This window comes from Nitratireductor aquimarinus (assembly GCF_017255295.1).
In the GTDB taxonomy this organism is placed as follows: Bacteria; Pseudomonadota; Alphaproteobacteria; order Rhizobiales; family Rhizobiaceae; genus Nitratireductor; species Nitratireductor aquimarinus.
This window is the reverse complement of sequence record NZ_JAFKDE010000004.1, coordinates 289990-310322: the sequence shown is the minus strand read 5'-3', so window position 1 is coordinate 310322 and position 20333 is coordinate 289990. Positions and strand designations below refer to the sequence as shown.

Annotated in this window: 17 protein-coding genes; 8 read left to right on the top strand and 9 right to left on the bottom strand. The window is 64.1% G+C overall.

From position 1 onward, the window contains the following. Positions 1-195: 195 nt before the first annotated feature. From JYP46_RS08795 to JYP46_RS08785, 3 genes are read right to left on the bottom strand one after another with little or no spacing between them, the layout of a single operon-like run. On the bottom strand, positions 196-984 hold the full coding sequence (locus JYP46_RS08795; RefSeq protein WP_113153038.1) for an ABC transporter permease: 789 nt from the start codon (positions 982-984) through the stop codon (positions 196-198). 1 nt (position 985) lies between these two features. Further along, a complete protein-coding gene (locus JYP46_RS08790) occupies positions 986-2161 on the bottom strand; it encodes an ABC transporter permease (protein ID WP_206547877.1) in 1176 nt (391 codons plus the stop codon). After that, positions 2158-3225: an ABC transporter ATP-binding protein gene (locus JYP46_RS08785; RefSeq protein ID WP_206547876.1), complete on the bottom strand. Its 1068-nt coding sequence runs from the start codon at positions 3223-3225 to the stop codon at positions 2158-2160. The genes JYP46_RS08790 and JYP46_RS08785 overlap by 4 nt, the downstream gene beginning before the upstream one ends. On the opposite strand from JYP46_RS08785, the gene JYP46_RS08780 reads away from it, so the two are divergent. Further along, positions 3209-3364, top strand: a complete 156-nt coding sequence (locus tag JYP46_RS08780) for a hypothetical protein (protein ID WP_206547875.1) — start codon at positions 3209-3211, stop codon at positions 3362-3364. The two genes, JYP46_RS08785 and JYP46_RS08780, sit on opposite strands and share 17 nt — an antisense overlap. Here the strand turns inward: JYP46_RS08780 and JYP46_RS08775 are convergent. Both JYP46_RS08775 and JYP46_RS08770 read right to left on the bottom strand, forming a co-directional pair. Further along, the gene (locus tag JYP46_RS08775; protein ID WP_390881216.1) at positions 3342-4385 is read right to left on the bottom strand and encodes an ABC transporter substrate-binding protein; all 1044 of its coding nucleotides are present in this window, start codon (positions 4383-4385) and stop codon (positions 3342-3344) included. The genes JYP46_RS08780 and JYP46_RS08775 overlap by 23 nt on opposite strands. 56 nt (positions 4386-4441) lie before the next feature. Further along, positions 4442-5827, bottom strand: coding sequence for an aspartate aminotransferase family protein (locus tag JYP46_RS08770; protein WP_206547873.1), 1386 nt, complete (start codon positions 5825-5827; stop codon positions 4442-4444). Positions 5828-6120: 293 nt separating this feature from the next. Here JYP46_RS08770 and JYP46_RS08765 point away from each other — a divergent pair, with 293 nt between their 5' ends. From JYP46_RS08765 to JYP46_RS08735, 7 genes are all read left to right on the top strand, one after another. Then, on the top strand, positions 6121-6702 hold the full coding sequence (locus JYP46_RS08765) for a cupin domain-containing protein (RefSeq protein WP_113156016.1): 582 nt from the start codon (positions 6121-6123) through the stop codon (positions 6700-6702). A 143-nt stretch (positions 6703-6845) separates the two neighbouring features. After that, positions 6846-8465 carry an ABC transporter substrate-binding protein gene (locus JYP46_RS08760; protein WP_206547872.1) on the top strand — a complete coding sequence of 540 codons (1620 nt, stop codon included), beginning with the start codon at positions 6846-6848 and terminating at the stop codon, positions 8463-8465. A gap of 23 nt (positions 8466-8488) precedes the next feature. Further along, entirely contained in the window at positions 8489-9478 is a 990-nt protein-coding gene (locus JYP46_RS08755; protein WP_206547871.1) for an ABC transporter permease, read from the top strand. Further along, the gene (locus JYP46_RS08750) at positions 9475-10308 is read left to right on the top strand and encodes an ABC transporter permease (protein ID WP_206547870.1); all 834 of its coding nucleotides are present in this window, start codon (positions 9475-9477) and stop codon (positions 10306-10308) included. The genes JYP46_RS08755 and JYP46_RS08750 overlap by 4 nt, the downstream gene beginning before the upstream one ends. Then, positions 10305-11102, top strand: coding sequence for an ATP-binding cassette domain-containing protein (locus tag JYP46_RS08745; protein ID WP_206547869.1), 798 nt, complete (start codon positions 10305-10307; stop codon positions 11100-11102). Before JYP46_RS08750 ends, JYP46_RS08745 begins: the two co-directional genes overlap by 4 nt. Next, a complete protein-coding gene (locus JYP46_RS08740) occupies positions 11095-11868 on the top strand; it encodes an ABC transporter ATP-binding protein (RefSeq protein WP_206547868.1) in 774 nt (257 codons plus the stop codon). Before JYP46_RS08745 ends, JYP46_RS08740 begins: the two co-directional genes overlap by 8 nt. 117 nt (positions 11869-11985) lie before the next feature. Beyond that, positions 11986-14661 carry a bifunctional acetate--CoA ligase family protein/GNAT family N-acetyltransferase gene (locus JYP46_RS08735; RefSeq protein WP_206547867.1) on the top strand — a complete coding sequence of 892 codons (2676 nt, stop codon included), beginning with the start codon at positions 11986-11988 and terminating at the stop codon, positions 14659-14661. Positions 14662-15163: 502 nt separating this feature from the next. On the opposite strand, the gene JYP46_RS08730 is transcribed toward JYP46_RS08735, so the two are convergent. The 4 genes from JYP46_RS08730 to JYP46_RS08715 form a co-directional block, all read right to left on the bottom strand. Beyond that, complete coding sequence (locus JYP46_RS08730; RefSeq protein WP_206547866.1) at positions 15164-16309, bottom strand: iron-containing alcohol dehydrogenase; 1146 nt, start codon at positions 16307-16309, stop codon at positions 15164-15166. Further along, entirely contained in the window at positions 16306-17694 is a 1389-nt protein-coding gene (locus JYP46_RS08725; RefSeq protein ID WP_206547865.1) for an aldehyde dehydrogenase family protein, read from the bottom strand. Before JYP46_RS08725 ends, JYP46_RS08730 begins: the two co-directional genes overlap by 4 nt. Before the next feature lies 1 nt (position 17695). Continuing rightward, complete coding sequence (locus JYP46_RS08720) at positions 17696-19063, bottom strand: glutamine synthetase family protein (protein ID WP_206547864.1); 1368 nt, start codon at positions 19061-19063, stop codon at positions 17696-17698. 174 nt (positions 19064-19237) lie between these two features. Next, a complete protein-coding gene (locus tag JYP46_RS08715) occupies positions 19238-20290 on the bottom strand; it encodes a TRAP transporter substrate-binding protein (protein WP_113153024.1) in 1053 nt (350 codons plus the stop codon). Positions 20291-20333: the final 43 nt, after the last annotated feature.

The window sequence follows — 20333 nt, the reverse complement described above, 5'->3', positions numbered from 1 at the left end:
ATTTGATCTGTCACTGTTGGACCTCAATAGGGAACGCTTTCCGCGACCCTATAGCGCAGGAGGTGCGCTGTCCTATCGCAATTTCAGACTCAATTATAACTTAAAAACATAAGCCTGTTTTGCTGAGTGAAAACAGCCCGCAACCGGATGCGGCTGCGGGCTGCTTTTGGGCTGGAAAGCGCTGGTTTGCGGGGGTTAGCCGCCCCGTCGCGCGGCGATCTGCCGGCGCACAAGCAATGCGATGATGGCGAGCGCGATGGTGCCGACAATGAACAGGAAGGCTGCGGCGGCGATGGCCGGGCTGATGTTCTCGCGGATCGTGGCGAACATCTGCCGCGCCAGCGTGCGCTGGTTGGGGCCTGCCACGAAAAGCGTGAGAACCACCTCGTCCAGCGATGTGGCGAAGGCCAAGACCGCGCCGGACAGGATGCCGGGCATGGCGAGCGGCAGGGTCACGCGCCGGAACACGGTGACCGGGGATGCGCCGAGGCTGGCCGCCGCCAGTTCCACGCGCCGGTCGATGCCGCCGAGGCCGCCGATCACGCTCACCACCACGAAGGGGATGGCGACGATGGTGTGGGCGACGATGACGCCGAAATAGCTCGACGCAATGCCGAACTGCACGAACAGCACCTGCATGCCCACGCCCATGACCACGGCGGGAACCACCATGGGCAGAAGAAAGAGGGTGCGCACCGTGCCCTTGAACGGCAGGTTCCAGTTGCGCAGGCCGAGCGCGGCAAGCGTGCCCAGAACGGTGGCGAGCACCGTCGTCCCGCCGCCGATGACAAGGCTGTTGAAGATCGCCCGACGCCAGGCGGCGGCGGTGAACAGCTCGTCGAACCAGCGCAACGAGAATTCCGGGATCGGATAGGTGAGGAACTGGCTGGACGTGAAGGCCAGCGGCAGGATGGCGATCAGCGGCGCGAGCAGGAAGATGACTGCCAGCGTGCCGAATGTGAGCCGGGCGCTTTTCAACAGCATGTCAGCTTCTCCTTTCTTCGGCCGCCGACAGACGACCGTAGACCGCGTAGAGCAGGAGGGTGACGACAAGCAGCACGATGCCGAGTGCGCCGGCCATGCCCCAGTTCGCCGAACCGGTTGCGTAGAAAGCGATGACGGAACTGATCATCTGGTCGCCCGCGCCGCCGATGAGCGCCGGCGTGATGTAGTAGCCGATGGCGGTCATGAACACGAGCAGCGAGCCGGAGGCGACGCCACGCAGGCTGAGCGGCAGAAGCACCCGCACGAAAGCGCGCAGTGGATTTGCGCCGAGCGAGGCGGCTGCCGGCATCAGGTTGCCCGGGATCGAGATCAGGACGCTGTAGATCGGCAGCACCATGAGCGGCAGAAGCACATGGGTCATGGCGATCACGACGCCGGTGCGGTTGAAGATCAGGGCAAGCGGTTCACTGGAGATGCCAAGCCCGGTGATGACCGCATTTATGAGGCCGTTGTCCTGCAGGATGATGAACCACGCGGCGGTGCGCACCAGAAGCGAGGTCCACAGCGGCAGGAGCACCGCGCCAAGCAGGAGCTGGCGTTTCCACCCTTCCGTGGAGGCGATCAGCATCGCATAGGGAAAGCCGATGGCCAGGCAGGCAAGCGTGACGAGCGCGCCGATCCAGAAGGTTCGGATCATGATGTCGCGGTTGGCGGACGCCTCTTCGGGCATGGCGACAATGTTGCCGGAAACATCGCGCTCCAGATCGACGGCGGCGAGCAGATAACGGTCCGTGGTCGGTGAAAGCGCGCCGGTGATGGCCTGCCAGAAGCGGGGATCGTCCCAGCGCTCGTCAATCTCGGAGAGCGGTGGCGCGTCATCCTTGCGCAGCGCGCGCGTGGTGCGCGACATCAGCGTACGGAAGCCGGGCTGGGCGCTGTTGAGACGGCGCGTCATGTCGCCAACGGCCTGCCTGTCATCGGCGGCGCGAAGATCGGCGGCGAGCGCGTCCTTCATCTCTGCCGTCGGTGGCGTTTCCGGATCCCAGGAGGCTGCGACCTTCGCCGTCTGCGGGAGGATGCGCAGGACGGCGGTGTCGGAGACCGCCTGTGACATCATCGTGCCCAGCGGCCACAGGAAGAAAACCGCGATGAAGAGGAAGAGCGGCGCGACCAGCGCGATCGCGCTCAGATGCCCTTTTCCGCCCGTGCCGCTCATGGCCGGATCACCCAGCAGTCGTCCGGCTGGAAGCGGGCGGTGACATCTGCGCCGGGCGCATGCTGCTCGGCCTTGCGGTCGAGATGGATGACGAAGTCGTGCGCCTGCTCGTCAAGCTGGATGCGCAGGTGATTGCCCTGATAGACGCTGTCGGCAACTTTTGCAGTAAACTGGTTGTCGCCGCCATGCAGCGCGTCGAGGCGAATGCGCTCCGGCCGGATGGAGACGAGCACGTTTTCGCCCGGCGTGTAATTGTCGGAAGCCGAGGCTGTCAGTTCCGCGCCATTGGCGAGGCGGACGCGCAAACCGTCTGCGGACCTGCCCGCGACTGTGCCTTCCAGAAGATTGGTTTCGCCGATGAAATTGGCGACGAAGCGCGTCTGCGGATGGTCGTAGATCTCGCGCGGCGTGCCGATCTGCTCGATCTTGCCCTTGTTGAAGACGGCGATCCGGTCGGACATGGTGAGGGCTTCCGACTGGTCGTGCGTGACGAAGACGATGGTCAGGCCGAGCCGGTTGTGCAGCGCGCGGATGTCGAGCTGCATCTGCTCGCGCAGATTTTTGTCGAGCGCGCCAAGCGGCTCGTCCATCAGCACGACGCGGGGTTCGAAAACGAGGGCGCGGGCGAGCGCCACGCGCTGCTGCTGGCCGCCGGAGAGCTGGGCGGGCCACCGGTCTGCAAGTGCGCTGAGCTGCACCATGTCGAGCGCTCTGGCGACGCGTTCGGCGATTTCGGCCTTGCCGACGCCGCGCATCTGGAGCGGGAAGGCGATGTTGTCGCCGACACTCATATGCGGGAAGAGCGCGTAATTCTGGAAGACGACGCCCATGTCGCGCTTGTAGGTGGGGGTCGTGTCCACCACCGCGCCATCGACCAGGATGCGGCCTTTGGTCGGGCGCTCGAAGCCGGCGAGCATCATCAAAAGCGTGGTCTTGCCGGAGCCGGACGGTCCAAGAAGGCTGACGAACTCGCCTTTCGCGATGTCCAGTTCAAGATCATCGACCACGCACAAAGAGCCAAAACACTTGGTCACGCGGTCAAATCGAATGCGTAGTTCGCTCAAGAGCCTCTCCCCCGGCTGGCTTGATGTCGCGCTGTCGGAAACGATGGATCGTTTCGATGAGAGCCGCACCGGTCAGGGCGGTGGACGCCTTGCCCGGCGCGGCTCTCGACTGGCTCTTATTGAGCCAGCCAGGCGTTGAAACGCTCGGTCAGGGCTTCTGAATTGTCGATCCAGAAATCGACGTCGAGCGCGATTGCGTCGGTGAGGTTTTCCTCGGTGGTCGGCAGCTCTGCCTTCTGCGCGTCGCTCACCATTTTGGCGGCTTCGTTGTTGGGCAGGCCGTAGGCCACATACTCCGGCAGCTTCTTCTGGTTTTCCGGTTCGCTGGCGAAGGCGATGAAATCCATGCCCGCATCGCGGTTCTCGGCATCCTTCAGGATCACCCAGCTGTCGACGGCATAGATGCTGCCGGGCCAGACGACCTTGAAGTTGCGGTCTTCGGTGCGGTTGATGCCGGTGATGCGGCCATTATAGGCGGACGCCATGGCGACTTCGCCGGAGGCCAGGAACTGGAGCGGCTGCGCGCCGGCCTCCCACCAGACCACATCGTCGCGGATTTCTTCGAGCTTGGCGAAGGCGCGGTCGATGCCCTCGGGCGTGGCGAGCACGTCGTAGATCTCGTCCTTGTCGACGCCGTCGGCAAGGAGCGCGAACTCCAGCGTGTATTTCGGGCCCTTGCGCAGCGAACGCTTGCCGGGGAACTTTTCGGTGTCCCAGAAATCGGACCATGAGGCCGGGCCGCCATCGGGCAGCTTGTCGGCGTCATAGGCGATTGCCGTGGACCAGACGATTGCGCCGACGCCGCAATCATGCACGGCGCTTTCCAGGAACTTGTCCTCGCCGCCGAGCCTGTCCCAGTCGATATACTCGAAGAGGCCGTCGCCGCAGCCCAGCTCAAGCTCTTCGGCTTCGACCTGAACGACATCCCAGTTGGGTGCGCCGGCCTTCACCTTGGCCTGAAGAACGCCGTAGCCGCCGTTCCATGCCTCGTCGAGAAGCGGTTTGCCGGCCTTTTCGGCAAACGGCTTGAAGTAGATCTCGCGCTGGGCGTCCTGATAGGTGCCGCCCCACGAGACGACCGTGAGGTCGCGTGCGTTTGCCGTGGTGGCGGAGAAACCCGCCACCGCAGCAAGTGCTGTCATTGCAAGCCAGTTCTTCATCTTCATAAGCATTCTCCTCCAATTGTGCTTTTCCGATTATGTGCTGGCGGTGCCCGTTATGCCGGCATTGCCTCCCTGGGCAGTTCGGCGAGCGCCTTGTCGAGGCCGGTCTTGAAGCGGGCGAGCAGGTCGTCGACCTCGCCCTCGGTAATGATGAGCGGCGGGCAGAACGCGACGGCATCGGCCATGGCGCGGCTGATGAGGCCGGCTTCCTGGAGATGCGCGTTGACCAGTGCGCCAAGCGCGCCGGGCGTTTCGAGCGCCGTCTTGTTTGCCTTGTCGGTGACGAGCTCGACGGCGGCGATGAGGCCGACGCCGCGCACTTCGCCAACCAGCGGATGATCGGCCAGTGCGGCAAGCCCGTTGCGCAGGCGTTCGCCCATGCGTGCGGCATTGCCCACCAGATCGCGCTCCTCGATGATCTTGAGGTTTTCAAGCGCAACGGCTGCGACAACCGGATGGCCGCTTGCCGTGTAGCCATGGCCGAGCGTGCCGATGCGGCCGCTTTCTTCCATGATCGGCTCGAACACCCGGTCGTTGATCATCAGGGCCGAGGCCGGCAGGTAGGACGACGAAAGCTGCTTGGACATGACCATGATGTCCGGCTTGATGTCATAGGTGGTGGAGCCGAACATGGTGCCCGTGCGGCCGAAGCCGCAGATCACTTCGTCGGCGACCAGCAGGATGTCGTACTTGTTCAGAACGGCCTGTACCTTTTCCCAGTAGGTGGCCGGCGGGACGACCACGCCGCCGGCGCCCTGCACCGGCTCGCCGAAGAAGGCGGCAATCGTTTCCGGGCCTTCAGCCAGGATCGTGTCTTCCAGTTCCTTGGCGAGGCGGGTTGCGAATTCTTCTTCGCTCTCGCCCGGCATTGCCTCGCGCCAGTAATGCGGCGCGGTCATGCGCAGCACGTTCGGCACGATCAGGTCGAAGGATTTGTGGTTTGCCGGCAGGCTGGTCAGGCATGCGCCGGCGATGGTCACGCCGTGATAGGCGCGGTTGCGGACGATGATCTTCTTCTTTTCCGGCTTTCCAAGCGCGTTGGAGCGGTACCAGATCAGCTTCAGCGCCGTGTCGATGGCTTCCGAGCCGGAATTGGTGAAGAACGCCTTGCTCATCGGCACCGGGGCCATGCCGATCAGCTTTTCGGAAAGCTCGATCACCGGCCCGTGCGATTTGTGCGTGAAGGTGTGGTAGTAGGGCAGCTTTTCCATCTGCTCGGTCGCGGCCTTCACAAGGCGCTTCTCGTTGAAGCCGAGCGCGACGCTCCACAGGCCGGCCATGCCCTCGATGTACTGCTTGCCATTGTTGTCGTAGACGAACACGCCTTCACCGCGGTCGATGATCAGCGGGCCGTCCTGCAGGTGTTTCTTGGCGTTCGTATAGGGGTGCAGGTGATAGGCGATATCGCGCGCTTCTGGGGAATTTGGCTTGTCGGTCATCGGCTTGTCCTGCGTCGAAATGAAGGTATTGTTGCGGGATGAGGCTGTCTCATCGCCTCTCTCCTCTTTTTCTAGCGGTAGCACTCATTTTGCAGCTAGGCAATTCTCTGTTCAATATTTTGAGCGATCATTCTCGGTGCGACTTCGAAGGCACTGAAAATTATGCGCATCTGCGCATTGTGAAATCGCTTCGAGGCTAATATCTTGAGCGCGTGAAAAGGCGTTTGCACGGTTTTGGCCCTGCGAGCGCGATGATGGAAACCAGAACGGGCAAAGGTTGCGGCGAAGGATTTATGGACGATTTCGACATTGGCTCCCGTCTGAAGGCCATGCGTACGGCCGGCAATCTCTCGCAGCGGCAGCTCGCCGAGCAGGCGGGCGTGCCCCATGCACAGATTTCCAACATCGAGAAGAACAAGATCAGCCCGTCCATCTCCACCCTGCGCAAGGTGCTTGGGGGAATGGGCGTCAGCATGGCGGATTTCTTCGAGCCGGAGCGGGAGGACAATCCCGGTCCCTTTTTTGGCAGGGATGAGCTGATCGACCTGACGTCGCGTGTGGCGATCAATGCGGGCGCGCCGGAGAGCGGGCTTCTGGTCCTGCGGCAGATCGGCGATGCGCGCCTGCACAATCTCCAGATCCTGCACGAGGTCTATGAGCCGGGGGCGGACACGGGCGAGACCATGCTGCAGCACGCCTCAAGCGAGGGCGGCTATGTGGTGGAGGGTGAGCTCGCCCTCACCGTGGGGGATGAGATGCGCATTCTGAAGGCCGGCGAAGCCTATCTGTTCGACAGCCGCCAGCCGCACCGTTTCCAAAATCTGTCCGACACGCGCACCATCGTCGTTTCCGCCTGCACGCCGCCTTATCTCTGAGGCGATCATCTTCAACAGGCTGGACCAACGCAACGCATTCATGGCCCTGTTCGTGCAAGGCGCTGCTTCTAAACTTCGCGCATGACGTTTTCGGGGAACCTGATCCGCCCGGAAATGGTTGGCTCGTAAAACGAGGGTTTCCGATGGCCGGTCTTTTGATCTCGAGACGCAATCTTCTTCTTGGCGCGGGGGCGCTGGCGGCGGCCGGCTGGCCGCTGCGCATGGCATGGGCGGCAGGGGCCGAAGAAGCGCCACGCGGCGGACGGCTGGTTGTGGCGGCTGATTCCGAGCCGCGCACGCTGAACCCGGCAATTGTCGCGTCGAATGGCGTGTTTTTCATCGCCAGCAAGGTCATCGAGCCGCTGGCCGAAGCCATGATGGATGGCGAGGGCGGACTTGCGCCACGCCTGGCCAAAAGCTGGGAAGGCTCAGAAGACGGGCTTTCCATCACCTTCAAACTGCGCGAGGGCGTGACCTGGCACGATGGCGAGCCGTTCACCTCTGCGGATGTGGCCTTCTCCGCGATGGAGGTCTGGAAGCCGCTGCAAAATCTTGGCCGCGTTGTGTTCGCCAATCTCGACACGGTGGAAACGCCCGATGCGCACACCGCCATTTTCCGCTTTTCCGCACCCACGCCGATCCAGCTCATTCGCAATGCGCTGCCGGTGGTGACGAGCGTTTTGCCAAAGCATCTCTATGAGGGCACGGACATTGCCGCCAACCCGGCCAACAAGGCGCCGGTGGGAACCGGGCCGTTCAAATTCGCCGAGCACAGGCCCGGCGAATATTACCGCCTTACCCGCAATGACGCCTATTGGGGCGAGGGGCTGCCGAAGCTGGACGAGATCATCTTCCGCGTTCTGCCCGACCGGGCGGCGGCGGCTTCGGCGCTGGAGGCCGGCGAAATCCAGCTTGCCGCCTTCTCGCAGGTGCCGCTGGTGGATCTGGAACGCATCGCCAGCGTGCCGGGGCTGAAAGTGGTGACGGAAGGCTATGAGGCGCTGACCTATCAGCTTGTGGTGGAGATCAACCATCGCAACGAGATCCTCGCCGACCAGATGGTGCGGCAGGCCATCTCGCACACCATCGACCGGGATTTCGTGGTCGATACGGTGTTTCTTGGCTATGCGCAGGCGGCCACTGGCCCGGTGCCGCAGAACGCGCCGCAATTCTACAATCCCGATGTGAAGCCCTATTCCTTCGACATCGAGCGGGCGAACAGGCTGCTCGACGAGGCGGGCTATCCGCGTGGCGAGGATGGCAAGCGCTTTTCGCTGCGCCTCCTGCCCGCGCCCTTCTTCAGCGAAACGCGCCAGTTCGGCGACTATCTGCGTCAGGCGCTCGGCAAGGTGGGCATCGATGTGACGCTGGTGAACAACGACACGCCGGCGCATCTGAAGGCCGTCTACACGGATCATGATTTCGACATTGCCGTTGGCTCGCCCGTGTTCCGCGGCGATCCGGCCATCTCGACCACGATCCTCGTGCAGTCGGGCATTCCTGACGGCGTGCCGTTTTCCAATCAGGGTGGTTATGCCAATGCCGAGCTCGACACGATCATCGATCAGGCGGCAGAGACCATCGATACGGAAGCGCGCACCGCACTCTACAACGATTTCCAGCGCATCGTGGTGGAAGACCTGCCGCTGATCAATGTGGCCGAGTGGGGCTTTACCACGGTTGCCAGTGACACCGTTCTCAATGTGGGCAACAATCCGCGCTGGCCGGTTTCGAGCTGGACTGATACTGCACTCGCTTCCTGAGAACGCAAGGAACACGCACTGGCATGCACCGGGCCCTGACTTTGACGCGGCGGCGTATCGTCAGCAGCATCCCGGTGCTGCTGATCGTCATTGTGGGCACGTTTCTGCTTCTGGAAGCAGCACCCGGCGATGCGGTGGACGCCTATCTGCTTTCACTGGGCGGCGGCGATGCGGGCCTCGTGGCGGAGCTTCGCCAGAGCTACGGGCTTGATCAATCACTGCTGAAACGTCTGACGCTTTATGTGGGGGCCTTGCTGCGGTTCGATCTCGGCTGGTCGGTGACGTTCGACCGGCCGGTTCTCGATCTGATCGCGGAGCGGTTGCCCAACACGCTCTGGCTCATGGGGGCGGCGACGGCGCTTGCCTTCTCGCTTGGCTCGTTTCTGGGCATTGTTGCCGGCGCGCGGCCGGGAAGCCTGACGGACCGGGCGCTTTCCACCGGGTCCCTGGCGCTTTACGCGGTTCCGAGCTTCTGGCTTGGCCTTGTTCTGGTTCTGGTGTTTGCGGTCGATCTGCGCTGGTTTCCCACGGCCGGCATCGAAACCATCGCTTCCGGCAAGACCGGACTGGCGCGCGTGGCCGACATCGCCTGGCATCTGGTGCTGCCGGTTTCCGCGCTCGGCTTCATTTACCTGGCTCTTTTTCTGCGCATGATGCGAACCGGCATGACGGAAGCCTGGCGGCAGGATTTTGTGCTTTTTGCGCGTGCCAAGGGGTTGGCGCGGCGGCGCATCGTGCTGCGCCACGTGGCGCGCAACGCGCTTCTGCCGCTGGTCACCATGCTTGGCCTGCAGGCGGCGGCCATGCTGGGCGGCAGTGTGGTGGTGGAAAGCGTGTTCGCCATTCCGGGTTTCGGGCGGCTTGCGCATGAAGCGGTTTCAGGCCGCGATGCGCCGCTTCTGACCGGCATCATCATCGTCAGCGCGATGCTCGTGATCGTCGTCAATCTTCTGGTGGACATTGCCTATGCGGCGCTCGACCCGCGCGTGGGCAGCGGGGAGGCGGCGTCATGAACCGCGTTGCCGGACGTCTTCTGCACTCGCCGGAAGGGGTGGCGGGGCTTTGTCTTCTGGTGCTGCTTGCCGCCATGGCGCTTGCCGCGCCGCTTCTTTTTCCAGGCGATCCGCTGGTGATTGTCGGGCGTCCGCTGACCGCGCCTTTCACCGATCCGACGCTTCCGCTTGGCACGGACCGGTTGGGCCGGGATGTGGCTGCGGGCCTGATGCATGGCGCGCAGACATCGCTTCTGGTCGGGCTCGCCACGGCGCTGGTCGCACTTGCCGCCGGGGCGCTTGTCGGCACGGTTGCCGGGCTTGCCGGCGGGCTGGTGGACGAGGTGCTGATGCGGGTGGTCGATGCGTTTCAGATCGTGCCGGGCTTTCTTCTGGCGCTGGCTTTTGTCAGCGTCACCGGGGCGTCGCTTCCGGTGATCATTTTCGCCATTGCCCTTGGTGCGTGGACCGGGCCGGCGCGGCTGGTGCGGGCGGAAGTCCTGTCGATCCGCGAGCGCGACTATGTGGCGGCGGCGCGGGTGATCGGCATGCATCCGGCCGAGATTGCTCTGCGCGAAGTCCTGCCCAATGCGCTGCCGCCGGTTTTGGCGCTCACGGCGGTGATCGTCGCCACGGCGGTTCTGGTGGAGGCCGCACTTTCGTTTCTCGGGCTTGGCGATCCCAATGTGGTGACCTGGGGCTCGATGATCGCCGAGGGGCGCAATGTGCTGCGCACCGCGCCGCATCTTTCCATCGTTCCGGGGCTGGGCCTCGTGGCCACCGTGCTTGGCGTCTATCTTCTGGGCGAGGGGCTGGCGGATGCGATGGCAGGCCGTGAGGCGCGCGGATGAGCGCGCCACTGGCCGAAATCCGGGGCCTCTCCGTTTCCTACTTGCGTGATGATGCGCGAAGTTTCGCGCTTCGTGACGTCGATCTCGATATTGCGAAAGGCCGCCGGCTGGCGGTGATCGGCGAGAGCGGATCGGGCAAGAGCACGCTTGCGCTGGCGCTCGCCGGGCTGCTGCCGCCGCAGGCGCGGATTGAGGGGAGTATTGGCTGGCCCGGCCTTGCGAAACCGCCGGTTGCGGGGCGCGATATCGGCATGGTGTTTCAGGATCCCGGCGGCAGCCTCAACCCCGTTCTGACCATTGGCGAACAGGTGGCGGAAGGCGCGGTGCGTCATCTGGGGCTCGACTGGCGCGCGGCGCGGTCGCATGCGCTGACCCTGCTTGAGCGGGTGCGCATTCCAGATCCGCAGGCTGCGCTTCGTGCCTATCCGCATCAGTTTTCCGGCGGGCAGCGCCAGCGCATCGGCATTGCCGCCGCCATTGCGGCGCGGCCGGGGCTGCTGATCGCCGACGAGCCCACAAGCGCGCTCGACATGGTGGTGCAGGCCGAGATCGTGGCGCTGCTCGACGAACTGGTGCGCGAGGCGGGCATGACGCTGGTTTTCATCACGCATGACATTGCGCTCGCCTCCGGCTTTGCCGACGACATAGCCGTGTTTCAACGGGCGCAGCTGGTGGAAAAGGGTGCGGCGCAGGCGGTTCTCGCACAGCCGGCGCACGCCTGTACGAAGCGGCTTCTTGCCGCGCAGATCGACTTTTCAACACCGCGCCTGATCGACGGAGTGGCCGATGTCTGAGCCGCTTCTCGTTGCGCAGAACCTCTGCAAGACCTTCACCAGCCGGGGGCGCAGGGTGACCGCACTTGATGATGTCAGCCTGACGCTTGCTCAGGGCGAGACGCTGGGGCTGGTGGGCGCGTCGGGCAGCGGCAAGTCGACGCTCGCGCGGGTGCTGCTCAGGCTTTTGCCGGCCGATGCGGGAGCGGTGCGGCTTCTCGGCGAGGACTGGCTTGAGCTTCGCGGGCAGGCGCTGCGCACGCGCCGCCGCGCGATCCAGATGGTGTTTCAGGATCCGCTTGCGGCCTTCAATCCGCGCGCGACCATCGGCGGTGTGCTGGCGGATCCGTTGCGCATCCATGGCCTTGCGGATCGTGCGGCGCGCCCGGTGCGGGTGGGCGCACTGCTGGAGCGGGTCGGGCTTCCCGCAGGCTATGCCGCGCGCGGCGTTCACGAAGTGTCGGGCGGCGAGCGCCAGCGGGTCGCCATCGCCCGTGCTCTGGCGGCGCGCCCCGCGCTGATCGTGTTCGACGAGCCTGTCTCCGCGCTCGACCAGTCGGTGCGCGGCCATATTCTCGAACTCATCGCTGATTTGCAGAAAAGCGACGGTCTCTCCTACCTCTTCATCGCGCATGATCTGGCAGTCGTGCGTCTCATCGCGCATCGGGTGGCGATCATGGAGGCAGGCCGCATTGTCGAAACGGGAGCGACACCGCAGATTATTGCAGATCCGCAGTCGCAGGCGGGCCGGGCGCTCGTGGCCGCCGCACCACGGCTTGTGTGTTAGGGCATTTGACCGAAATAGGCTGAGGGGAACCGCCCGTGGCGGGTTGCATTTCCGTTGCCGGATGCCGCTATAGTGACCCTGCAAATTTCCGCACTGAAAAACCCGGAGTCATCGCCCATGACGATCCGCAATCTCGAATTCGCCGCCCGCCCGCGCTCCGTGGCCGTGATCGGCGCATCGGGCAGGCCCGGCGCTGTCGGCCACATCGTGATGCAAAACCTGAAGGATGGCGGGTTTGCCGGCGAGGTCTGGGCGGTCAATCCGAAATACAGCGAGGTCGACGGCCGCCCCTGTTACAAGAGCGCGGCAGACATTCCCGGTGTGCCGGACATCGCCGTGATCGTGACGCCGCCGGAAGCCGTGCCCGGCATCATCACCGAGCTTGGCGAAAAGGGAACGCGTGCGGCGGTTGTCATCACCGCCGGGCTGACGCGCGAGAACGGTCTGCGGCAGGCCATGCTCGACGCGGCGCGGCCCTATCTCTTCCGCATCATCGGGCCGAACACGGTGGGGCTGATGGTGCCGCCGATGAATTTCAACGCCAGCTTCGCGCATATGCAGGCAAAGCCCGGCGGGCTGGCGCTCCTGTCGCAGTCGGGCGCGATCGCCACATCGCTGGTCGACTGGGCGGCGGCGGAGGGCGTGGGCTTTTCCCACATCGTGTCGCTGGGCGACATGGCCGACGTGGATGTGGGCGACTATCTGGAGATGCTTGCGGGCGACGGCCGCACGCGCGGCATTCTCATGTATCTCGAGACGATCCCGAGCCCGCGCAAATTCATGACGGCTGCGCGCGCGGCCGCAAGGCTGAAGCCGGTGATCGCCATCAAGGCGGGGCGCCATGCGCAGGCGGCGCAGGCGGCGGCAACCCACACCGGCGCGCTTTCAGGCGCGGACCGCGTGGTCGAGGCGGCGCTGCGCCGCGCCGGCATTCTGCGGGTTCTGGATCTGGGCGAACTGTTCGACGCAGCCGAGGTTCTGGCGCGCTTCCGCCCGTTGCAGCGCGCGCAGGTGGGCATTGTCAGCAATGGCGGCGGCGCGGGTGTTCTGGCGGTCGACCGGCTCAACGATCTGGGCGGCACGATGGCCGAGTTCTCGCCCGAAACGATTGCCCGCATGGACCGGGCGCTGCCGCCCAACTGGTCGCATTCGAACCCCGCCGACATTATCGGTGATGCGCCGCCGGAGCGTTACAGCGAGGCGGTTCTGGCGGTCGCCGACGATGCAGACACGGACGCCGTTCTCGTCTTCAACTGCCCGACGGGGCTTGCCTCGCCCTCCGATGCCGCCCGCGCGGTCGCGGCCCTTGCCGACCGGGGCAAGATCAACGGCAAGCCGCTGATCACCTGCTGGCTGGGCGAGGAGACCGCGCGCGAGGGACGGCGCATTTTGCAGGAATCCGGCATCGCCAATTTCAGCACACCGTCCAGCGCCACGGCGGCGCTGTCTTATCTCGGCGAGTGGTCGCGGGCGCAAAAGGCGCTGACCCGTGTGCCTTCGAGCCGCAGCGAGGACGTGCAGGGCGACCGTGAGGGCCTGCGCGCCATTCTCGAAAAAGTGGCTGCCGAAGGCCGGCGCATGCTGACGGAGCCGGAGGCCAAGGCGGCCATTGCGGCCTACGGCATTCGCGTGCCGGAGACGCTGATCGTGGAGACGCCGCAGGATGTGGGCGAGGCGGCCGCGCGGCTTTTCGAGAAGTTCGAGAAGGTGGTCGTCAAGCTTCTCTCCAAGACCATCACGCACAAATCCGATGTCGGCGGCGTGGTGCTGGGCCTGAAAACGCGAGAGGCTGCGGAAAAGGCTGCCGAGAACATCATTAAGCGGCTGGAGGATGCCGGCACGCGCGAGGAACTCGAAGGGTTCGTCGTTCAGCCCATGGTGGAGCGCAAGCATGCCCACGAGCTGATCCTCGGCGTCAGCCAGGACCCGATTTTCGGGCCGGTCGTGCTGTTCGGCGCGGGCGGCACGGCTGTCGAGGTGATGGAGGACACGGCAATCGCGCTGCCGCCGCTCGACGATGTGCTGGCCGGCGATCTGATGGCCTCGACGCGGATCGGCAAGCTGCTTGCCGGCTATCGCGACCGCGCCCCCGCAGACCGCGAGGCGATTGCCGGCGCGCTCAACGCGGTGTCGCAGATGATCGTCGACTTTCCCTGCATCAAGGGCATGGACATCAACCCGCTGCTGGCCGATGCCGACGGCGTGGTGGCGCTCGATGCGCGCATCGAGATCGAGCCGGCGGAGATCAACCGCAGGGGACCGAACCCCGACCTTGCCATCCGGCCCTATCCGGACGGGTGGGAACAGGATGTAGACCTGGAGGGGCATCACTATCATTTACGCCCCATCAAGCCGGCGGATGTGGCGCTTTTCCCTGATTTTCTCGCACGCGTTTCGCCCGAAGACATCAGGTTCCGTTTCCTTGCCCCGCGCAAGCATTTCCCGGACGAGATGCTGGAGCGGCTGAGCCAGCTCGATTACGAGCGCGACATGGCCTTCATCGCGCTGCGCGAGGAGGATGGCGAGATGGCGGGCATTGGCCGTCTTTCCTCTGATCCGGACAAGGAGATCGCCGAATACGGTCTTCTGGTGCGCACCGATCTTCAGGGCCACGGGCTTGGCTTTGCGCTTCTGAAGCAGCTCATCGATTACGGCAAGGAAGAGGGCATCGGGGCCATCGAGGGCATTGTCCTGAGCGACAACATCAAGATGCTCAAAATGTGCCGCGATTTCGGTTTCGTGGTGAAGGATAGCGGCGAGGCGGGGATCGTCACCATGTTGCTGAAGCTTTAGGCGGGCGGCGGTGGCGGTGGTCGTGCGTGCCCTTTCCCTCGCCCTTCGACAAGCTCAGGATGAGGGAAAGGCAAGGCAACGCGGTCGAAGCGGCAGTGAGCAAAGGGTGAGCCGTATCGCTCTTCGTTATTGGCGAAGGTAGGACGTTTCTGGGGGGCAGCTGGGATCTGCTGGAGAGTTCCTGATTATGGGAGAGGCCAGACATACGCGGCATAGTTTGCTGTTGGCCAGCACAACCACAGCCCTCATCCTGAGCTTCTTGAGCTTGCCGAAAGGCGAAGGGCGGGGGCGGGATGGAGGGCGCAAACTTGTAGCGTTGGCGCAGGCCCCTCATCCGCCTGCCGGCACCTTCTCCCCGCGCGCGGGGAGAAGGAGGAAGTTTTGTTGTTAGCGCCCTTCACTGCATCGGTGAAATGGTTCCGCCGTCATCGCCGCGCTTTCCTTCTCCCCATGAACGGGGAGAAGGTGCCGGCAGGCGGATGAGAGGCGCGTGCGCCGAACCTCAGATGCAGGCTTCGAACAGCGCTTTCGTGTTGGCGGCGGTCATCTTGACCGGGTTGCCGCCGGCGCTGGGGTCTTCCAGAGCCATCGCCACCATCTCGTCGATGCGGTCCGTGCCGACGCCCATGTCGCCCAGCCGGTCGGGAATGCCGAGATCGGCCCGAAGCTGCATCACGAAATCGAAGAACCCGTCGAACCCGCCCGCAATGCCCAGATAAGCGGCAGCGGCGGCGATGCGGTCCTCGATTTCCGGGCGATTGAGCTTCAGCACCGCTGGCATGACAACGGCATTGGTGGTGCCGTGATGGGTGTTGTAGATCGCGCCGACCGGATGCGACAGCGCGTGGATCGCGCCGAGCCCCTTCTGGAAGGCGACCGCGCCCATGGCGGCAGCGCTCATCATGTGCGCGCGGGCTTCCAGATCACTGCCATTTTCATAGACACGCGGCAGGTTTTCCTTCACGAGCCGAAGCCCCTCCAGCGCAATGCCCTGGCTCATAGGGTGATAGAAGGGCGATGAATAGGCTTCCAGACAGTGGGCAAAGGCGTCCATGCCGGTGCCCGCGGTGATCGCCTTCGGCATGCCGACGGTCAGTTCGGGATCGCAGATCACCACCGAGGGCAGAATTTTCGGATGGAAGATGATCTTCTTCACATGGGTCTGCGAATTGGTGAGAACGCCCGCGCGGCCCATTTCCGAGCCGGTGCCTGCCGTGGTGGGCACGGCCACATTGGGGGCGATCTTCGAGGCGTCGGCGCGGGTCCACCAGTCGCCAATATCCTCGAAATCCCACACGGGCCGCGTCTGACCGGCCATGAAGGCGATCAGCTTGCCCAGATCAAGGCCCGAGCCGCCGCCAAAGGCGACGACGCCATCATGCCCGCCATCCACGAACGCCCTGATGCCGGCTTCGAGGTTCTTCTCATTGGGATTGGGGTCGACCTCGGAGAAGAGCGCGCGGCCAAGGCCGGCTTCTTCCAGAATGCCGAGGGCATTCTTCGTGATCTCCATGCCGGCGAGGCCCCGGTCGGTGACGAGCAGCGGCCTTGTGATGCCGGCCGCTTTGCAGGCCTCGGCCAGTTCCCGGATGCGGCCCGCGCCGAACCGCACGGAGGTGGGATAGGACCAGTTTCCTTCGAGCTTCATGCCTGTTTCTTTCTCAGATGGTAGGATTTCGGACGGGTCAGATTGTGGTAGCCGATTTCCGACAGCGCGCCGCCGCGCCCGGTGTTCTTGCAGCCGGTCCAGCACAGGGCGGGATCGAGATAATCGGCGCGGTTCATGAACACGGTGCCCGTGTCGATTTCGGCTCCGAGTGACGCCGCACGGTCCGGATCGGCGGTCCAGAGCGAGGCGGTGAGGCCGAATTCGCAATCGTTCATGAGGTCGAGCGCTTCGGCGTCGTTCTTCACCGGCATGATGCCGACGACCGGGCCAAAACTCTCCTCGCGCATCACCCGCATCTGGTGGTTCACGTTCACAAGGATCTGCGGCATGAGATAGGTGCCACCATCATCCTCGGGGAAGGCTTTCGGATCGACCAGCGCTTTTGCGCCCTGTGCCAGCGCGTCTTCGGTCTGGCTGCGCACTTCGGCTGCAAACCGGCGGTTGGCCATGGGGCCGATGGTGGTTTCTGCATCGAAGGGGTTGCCGAGCTTCAGCTTGCCGACCCATTCGGCGGATTTCTCGACGAAACTGTCGAAATGCCGTTCGGCCACATAGATGCGCTCAATGCCGCAGCAGCACTGGCCGGCATTGAACATCGCGCCGTCCATCAGGCCATCGACCGCCCAGTCGATATCCGCATCGTCCATCACATAGGCGGGATCCTTGCCGCCGAGTTCAAGCCCGAGCCCGGTGAAGGTGCCGGCAGCCGCCCGCTCGATGGCGCGCCCGCCGCCGACGGAGCCTGTGAAGTTGATGAAGTCGAAAGAGCGTTCGCCGATCAGTTTTTCCGTTCCGGCATGGTCGAGGAAGAGGTTGACGAACAGCTCTTCGGGAATGCCCGCCTCATGGAAGGCGCGCACGATGCGCTCACCCACCAGCAGCGTCTGCGTGGCGTGTTTGACGGCGACGGCATTGCCCGCGATGAGGGCGGGAACGATGGTGTTCATGGCCGTCATGTAGGGATAGTTCCACGGCGCGATGACGCCGACGAGCCCGTGGGGTACGCGTTCGATGCGGCGGTCGAAATTCTCTGAATCCTCCAGAACGATGGGGGCGAGGCCGCGTGCGGCGACCCCGGCCATATAGGAGGAGCGCTCGTTCATCCCGCCGAACTCGCCGCCATAGCGCACCGGGCGGCCCATCATGTGGGCAAGCTCTGGCACCACCTCGTCCTTCATCTCGTTGAGGCGGGCGACGCCGGCGTTCACCATCGCGACGCGCTCATCAAGCGGACGCGCGGCCCAGGTCTTTTGCGCCTGGCGCGCGCGCGCCAGAAGGGCAGAAGCCATGTCGGGGTCCATCACGGCGCGCTCGGCATAGACCGAGCCGTCGATGGGGGAAATGCATTGCAGTGTCTTGGTCATGTCATGCTCTCTCAAAACCGCGCCTGACCTCCCAGTCGGTCACGCGACGATCATACTCGGATTGTTCCCACCGGGCTGCGTGGACGTAATGATCCACCACTGCGTCGCCAAAGGCTTCACGCAGCATGGCCGAACCGTCCAGTGCGGTGGTGGCGTCGCGCAGGGTTTTCGGTATTTCGCGCACGCCCTGGCCTTCATAGGCATCGCCAACGAAGGCCGGCTCCAGCCCGGTCCTGTTCTCGATGCCGTGAATGCCCGCCGCAATCAGCGCGGCGAAGGCCAGATAGGGGTTCAGGTCGGCGCCGCCGACCCGGCATTCCACGCGCACCGCCTTGGTGTCCGAACCGCAGACGCGGTAGCCCGCCGTGCGGTTGTCGAACGACCAGATCGCCTTGGTGGGGGCGAAGGTGCCGGCTGCAAAGCGCTTGTAGGAATTGATGTGAGGCGCGAGGAAACAGGTGATCTCGCCGGCATGGGCGAGAAGCCCGGCCATGTAGTGCCGCATGAGCGGGGACATGCCGTGTTCGCCCGCCGGATCGAAGAAAAGCGGCTTGCCGTCGAGCGTCCACAGAGACTGGTGGACATGGGAGGAATTGCCGGCGGCGCTGTCGTCCCACTTGGCCATGAAGCTGACGGCGCGCCCGGCCTTCCAGGCGATTTCCTTGCAGCCATTCTTCACGATTGAATGGCGGTCGGCCATGGTCAGCGCGTCGGTGTAGCGGACATTGATTTCTTCCTGTCCGGCATCGGCCTCGCCCTTGGAGTTCTCCACCGGCACATCCGCGCCATGGAGGCCGTTGCGGATCGCCCGCATCACATCCTCCTCCTTGGTGGTCTGGAAGATGTGATAATCCTCGTTGTAGGCGCTGATGCGCTCCAGCCCGCGATAGCCCTTTGCGGCGGCTTCCTCAAACGTGTCGCGGAACAGGTGGAACTCCAGTTCCGAGGCCATCATCGCCTTCATGCCCATGGCTTCCAGCCGCGCGACCTGTTTTTTCAGGATGGCGCGGGGCGAGTGCGGCACGTCCTCATGGGTGTGGTGGTCGAGCACGTCGCACAGAACCAGCGCCGTGCCTTCCAGCCAGGGAATGCGGCGCATGGTCGAGAGGTCCGGCTTCATCGTGTAGTCGCCATAGCCCGCCGACCAGCTCGTCGCGTGGTAGCCCTCGACCGTGAACATCTCCATGTCGGTGGCGAGCAGATAGTTGCAGCTATGGGTTTCCTCAAAGGCGCTTTCCAAAAAATATTCCACATGGAAGCGTTTGCCCATCAGACGCCCCTGCATGTCGACCAGCGCCACGAGCACGGTGTCGATCTCGCCGGCCTCTGCCGCTGCTCTGAGGCTTTCCAGTGTCAGTTTGCCCGCCATTCAATTCGTCCTGTCGGTGGTTCCCGATCGCCGCGCGTCATCCGGACGCCCAAACGGTGATCTGACTTGCGGATTGAGCACCGGGACAAAGGAAAACCGCTTTCGCGGTTCTGTCCGATGCTTCGGGATATGGCCCCGGCGCGAACGCCCCGGGGCCATGAAGTCGCGTTGCGCTCAGCCGTAGCGATAGGGCGGACCGGCCTTCTGCATGAGGGAACGGTAGTTGCGCAGGATCTCGACCACGCGCTCTTTGCGACCGCCTTCGGCAGCGATCTCGTCCCAGAAGTTTTCGGCCTCGGCTTCCACCGTCGCCCATTCGGCATCGGGGATGGTGGTGAGTTCCATCTTGCCGCCATTGACGCGCAGATCTGCTTCGCCCGCCCAGTACCAGTGCAGGCGGTAATAGTGCGAGGAGTCCATGGCGAGCCGGAAGAGTTGCTTGAGATGGTCCGGCACTTCGTTCCAGCGGTCGGAATTGGCGAAGAAGGAGCCAACCCACGCGCCGCAGATATTGTTGGTGAGCAGGTAGGGCGTGACGTCGGCCCAGCCCACCGTGTAGTCCTCGGTGATGCCCGACCAGGCGATGCCGTCGAGCTCGCCCGTCTGCACCGCCACTTCCACGTCTTCCCAGGGCAGGGTGACGGGCACGACGCCGAAGCGGGAGAGGAACTTGCCGGCTGTTGGGAAGGTGAAGACACGTTTGCCCTTCAGGTCTTCCAGGCTCTTGATCGGTTCCTTGGTGTTGAAGTGGCACGGATCCCAGGAGCCGGCGGAAAGCCAGGTCACGCCTTCCACCTCGCCATAGGCCTCTTCCCAGATCTCGGCCAGGCCATGCTTGTAGAACAGCGCCTGCACGTCCAGCGAATAGCGCGTGGCGAAGGGGAAGTAGCCGCCGAACACCGACACATCGACCGGAGCGGCCATGGAATCGTCATCCGACTGCACGGCATCGATCGTGCCGTTCTGCATGGCGCGGAAAAGCTCGCCCGTCGGAACCAGCTGGTCGGCGTGGTAGAGCTCGATCACCATCTCGCCATTGGCCGCCTTGTTGAAAGCGTCGATGGCGGGTTTGACGACATGCTCTGCGAGCGCCGGTCCGGCATAGGTCTGCAGCCGCCAGCGGATCGGGCTCTGCGCGCGAACATAAGGCGTTGCCAGGGCCGTGGTGCCAGCGGCCGCCGCCGATGCCATGCCCGCTTTCTTCAGAAAGTCGCGTCTGTTTTGCATCTCTGTTCACTCCTCTGGTTGTTGTCCCGGTCGTTGATGCCGG

Bases quoted from the DNA above. Each gene is read 5' to 3' on its own strand.
- JYP46_RS08795 (WP_113153038.1), bottom strand. From the start codon at position 984: ATGCTGTTGAAAAGCGCCCGGCTCACATTCGGCACGCTGGCAGTCATC.
- JYP46_RS08790 (WP_206547877.1), bottom strand. From the start codon at position 2,161: ATGAGCGGCACGGGCGGAAAAGGGCATCTGAGCGCGATCGCGCTGGTC.
- JYP46_RS08780 (WP_206547875.1), top strand. From the start codon at position 3,209: ATGCGTAGTTCGCTCAAGAGCCTCTCCCCCGGCTGGCTTGATGTCGCG.
- JYP46_RS08775 (WP_390881216.1), bottom strand. From the start codon at position 4,385: ATGAAGAACTGGCTTGCAATGACAGCACTTGCTGCGGTGGCGGGTTTC.
- JYP46_RS08770 (WP_206547873.1), bottom strand. From the start codon at position 5,827: ATGACCGACAAGCCAAATTCCCCAGAAGCGCGCGATATCGCCTATCAC.
- JYP46_RS08765 (WP_113156016.1), top strand. From the start codon at position 6,121: ATGGACGATTTCGACATTGGCTCCCGTCTGAAGGCCATGCGTACGGCC.
- JYP46_RS08760 (WP_206547872.1), top strand. From the start codon at position 6,846: ATGGCCGGTCTTTTGATCTCGAGACGCAATCTTCTTCTTGGCGCGGGG.
- JYP46_RS08755 (WP_206547871.1), top strand. From the start codon at position 8,489: ATGCACCGGGCCCTGACTTTGACGCGGCGGCGTATCGTCAGCAGCATC.
- JYP46_RS08750 (WP_206547870.1), top strand. From the start codon at position 9,475: ATGAACCGCGTTGCCGGACGTCTTCTGCACTCGCCGGAAGGGGTGGCG.
- JYP46_RS08745 (WP_206547869.1), top strand. From the start codon at position 10,305: ATGAGCGCGCCACTGGCCGAAATCCGGGGCCTCTCCGTTTCCTACTTG.
- JYP46_RS08740 (WP_206547868.1), top strand. From the start codon at position 11,095: ATGTCTGAGCCGCTTCTCGTTGCGCAGAACCTCTGCAAGACCTTCACC.
- JYP46_RS08735 (WP_206547867.1), top strand. From the start codon at position 11,986: ATGACGATCCGCAATCTCGAATTCGCCGCCCGCCCGCGCTCCGTGGCC.
- JYP46_RS08730 (WP_206547866.1), bottom strand. From the start codon at position 16,309: ATGAAGCTCGAAGGAAACTGGTCCTATCCCACCTCCGTGCGGTTCGGC.
- JYP46_RS08725 (WP_206547865.1), bottom strand. From the start codon at position 17,694: ATGACCAAGACACTGCAATGCATTTCCCCCATCGACGGCTCGGTCTAT.
- JYP46_RS08720 (WP_206547864.1), bottom strand. From the start codon at position 19,063: ATGGCGGGCAAACTGACACTGGAAAGCCTCAGAGCAGCGGCAGAGGCC.
- JYP46_RS08715 (WP_113153024.1), bottom strand. From the start codon at position 20,290: ATGCAAAACAGACGCGACTTTCTGAAGAAAGCGGGCATGGCATCGGCG.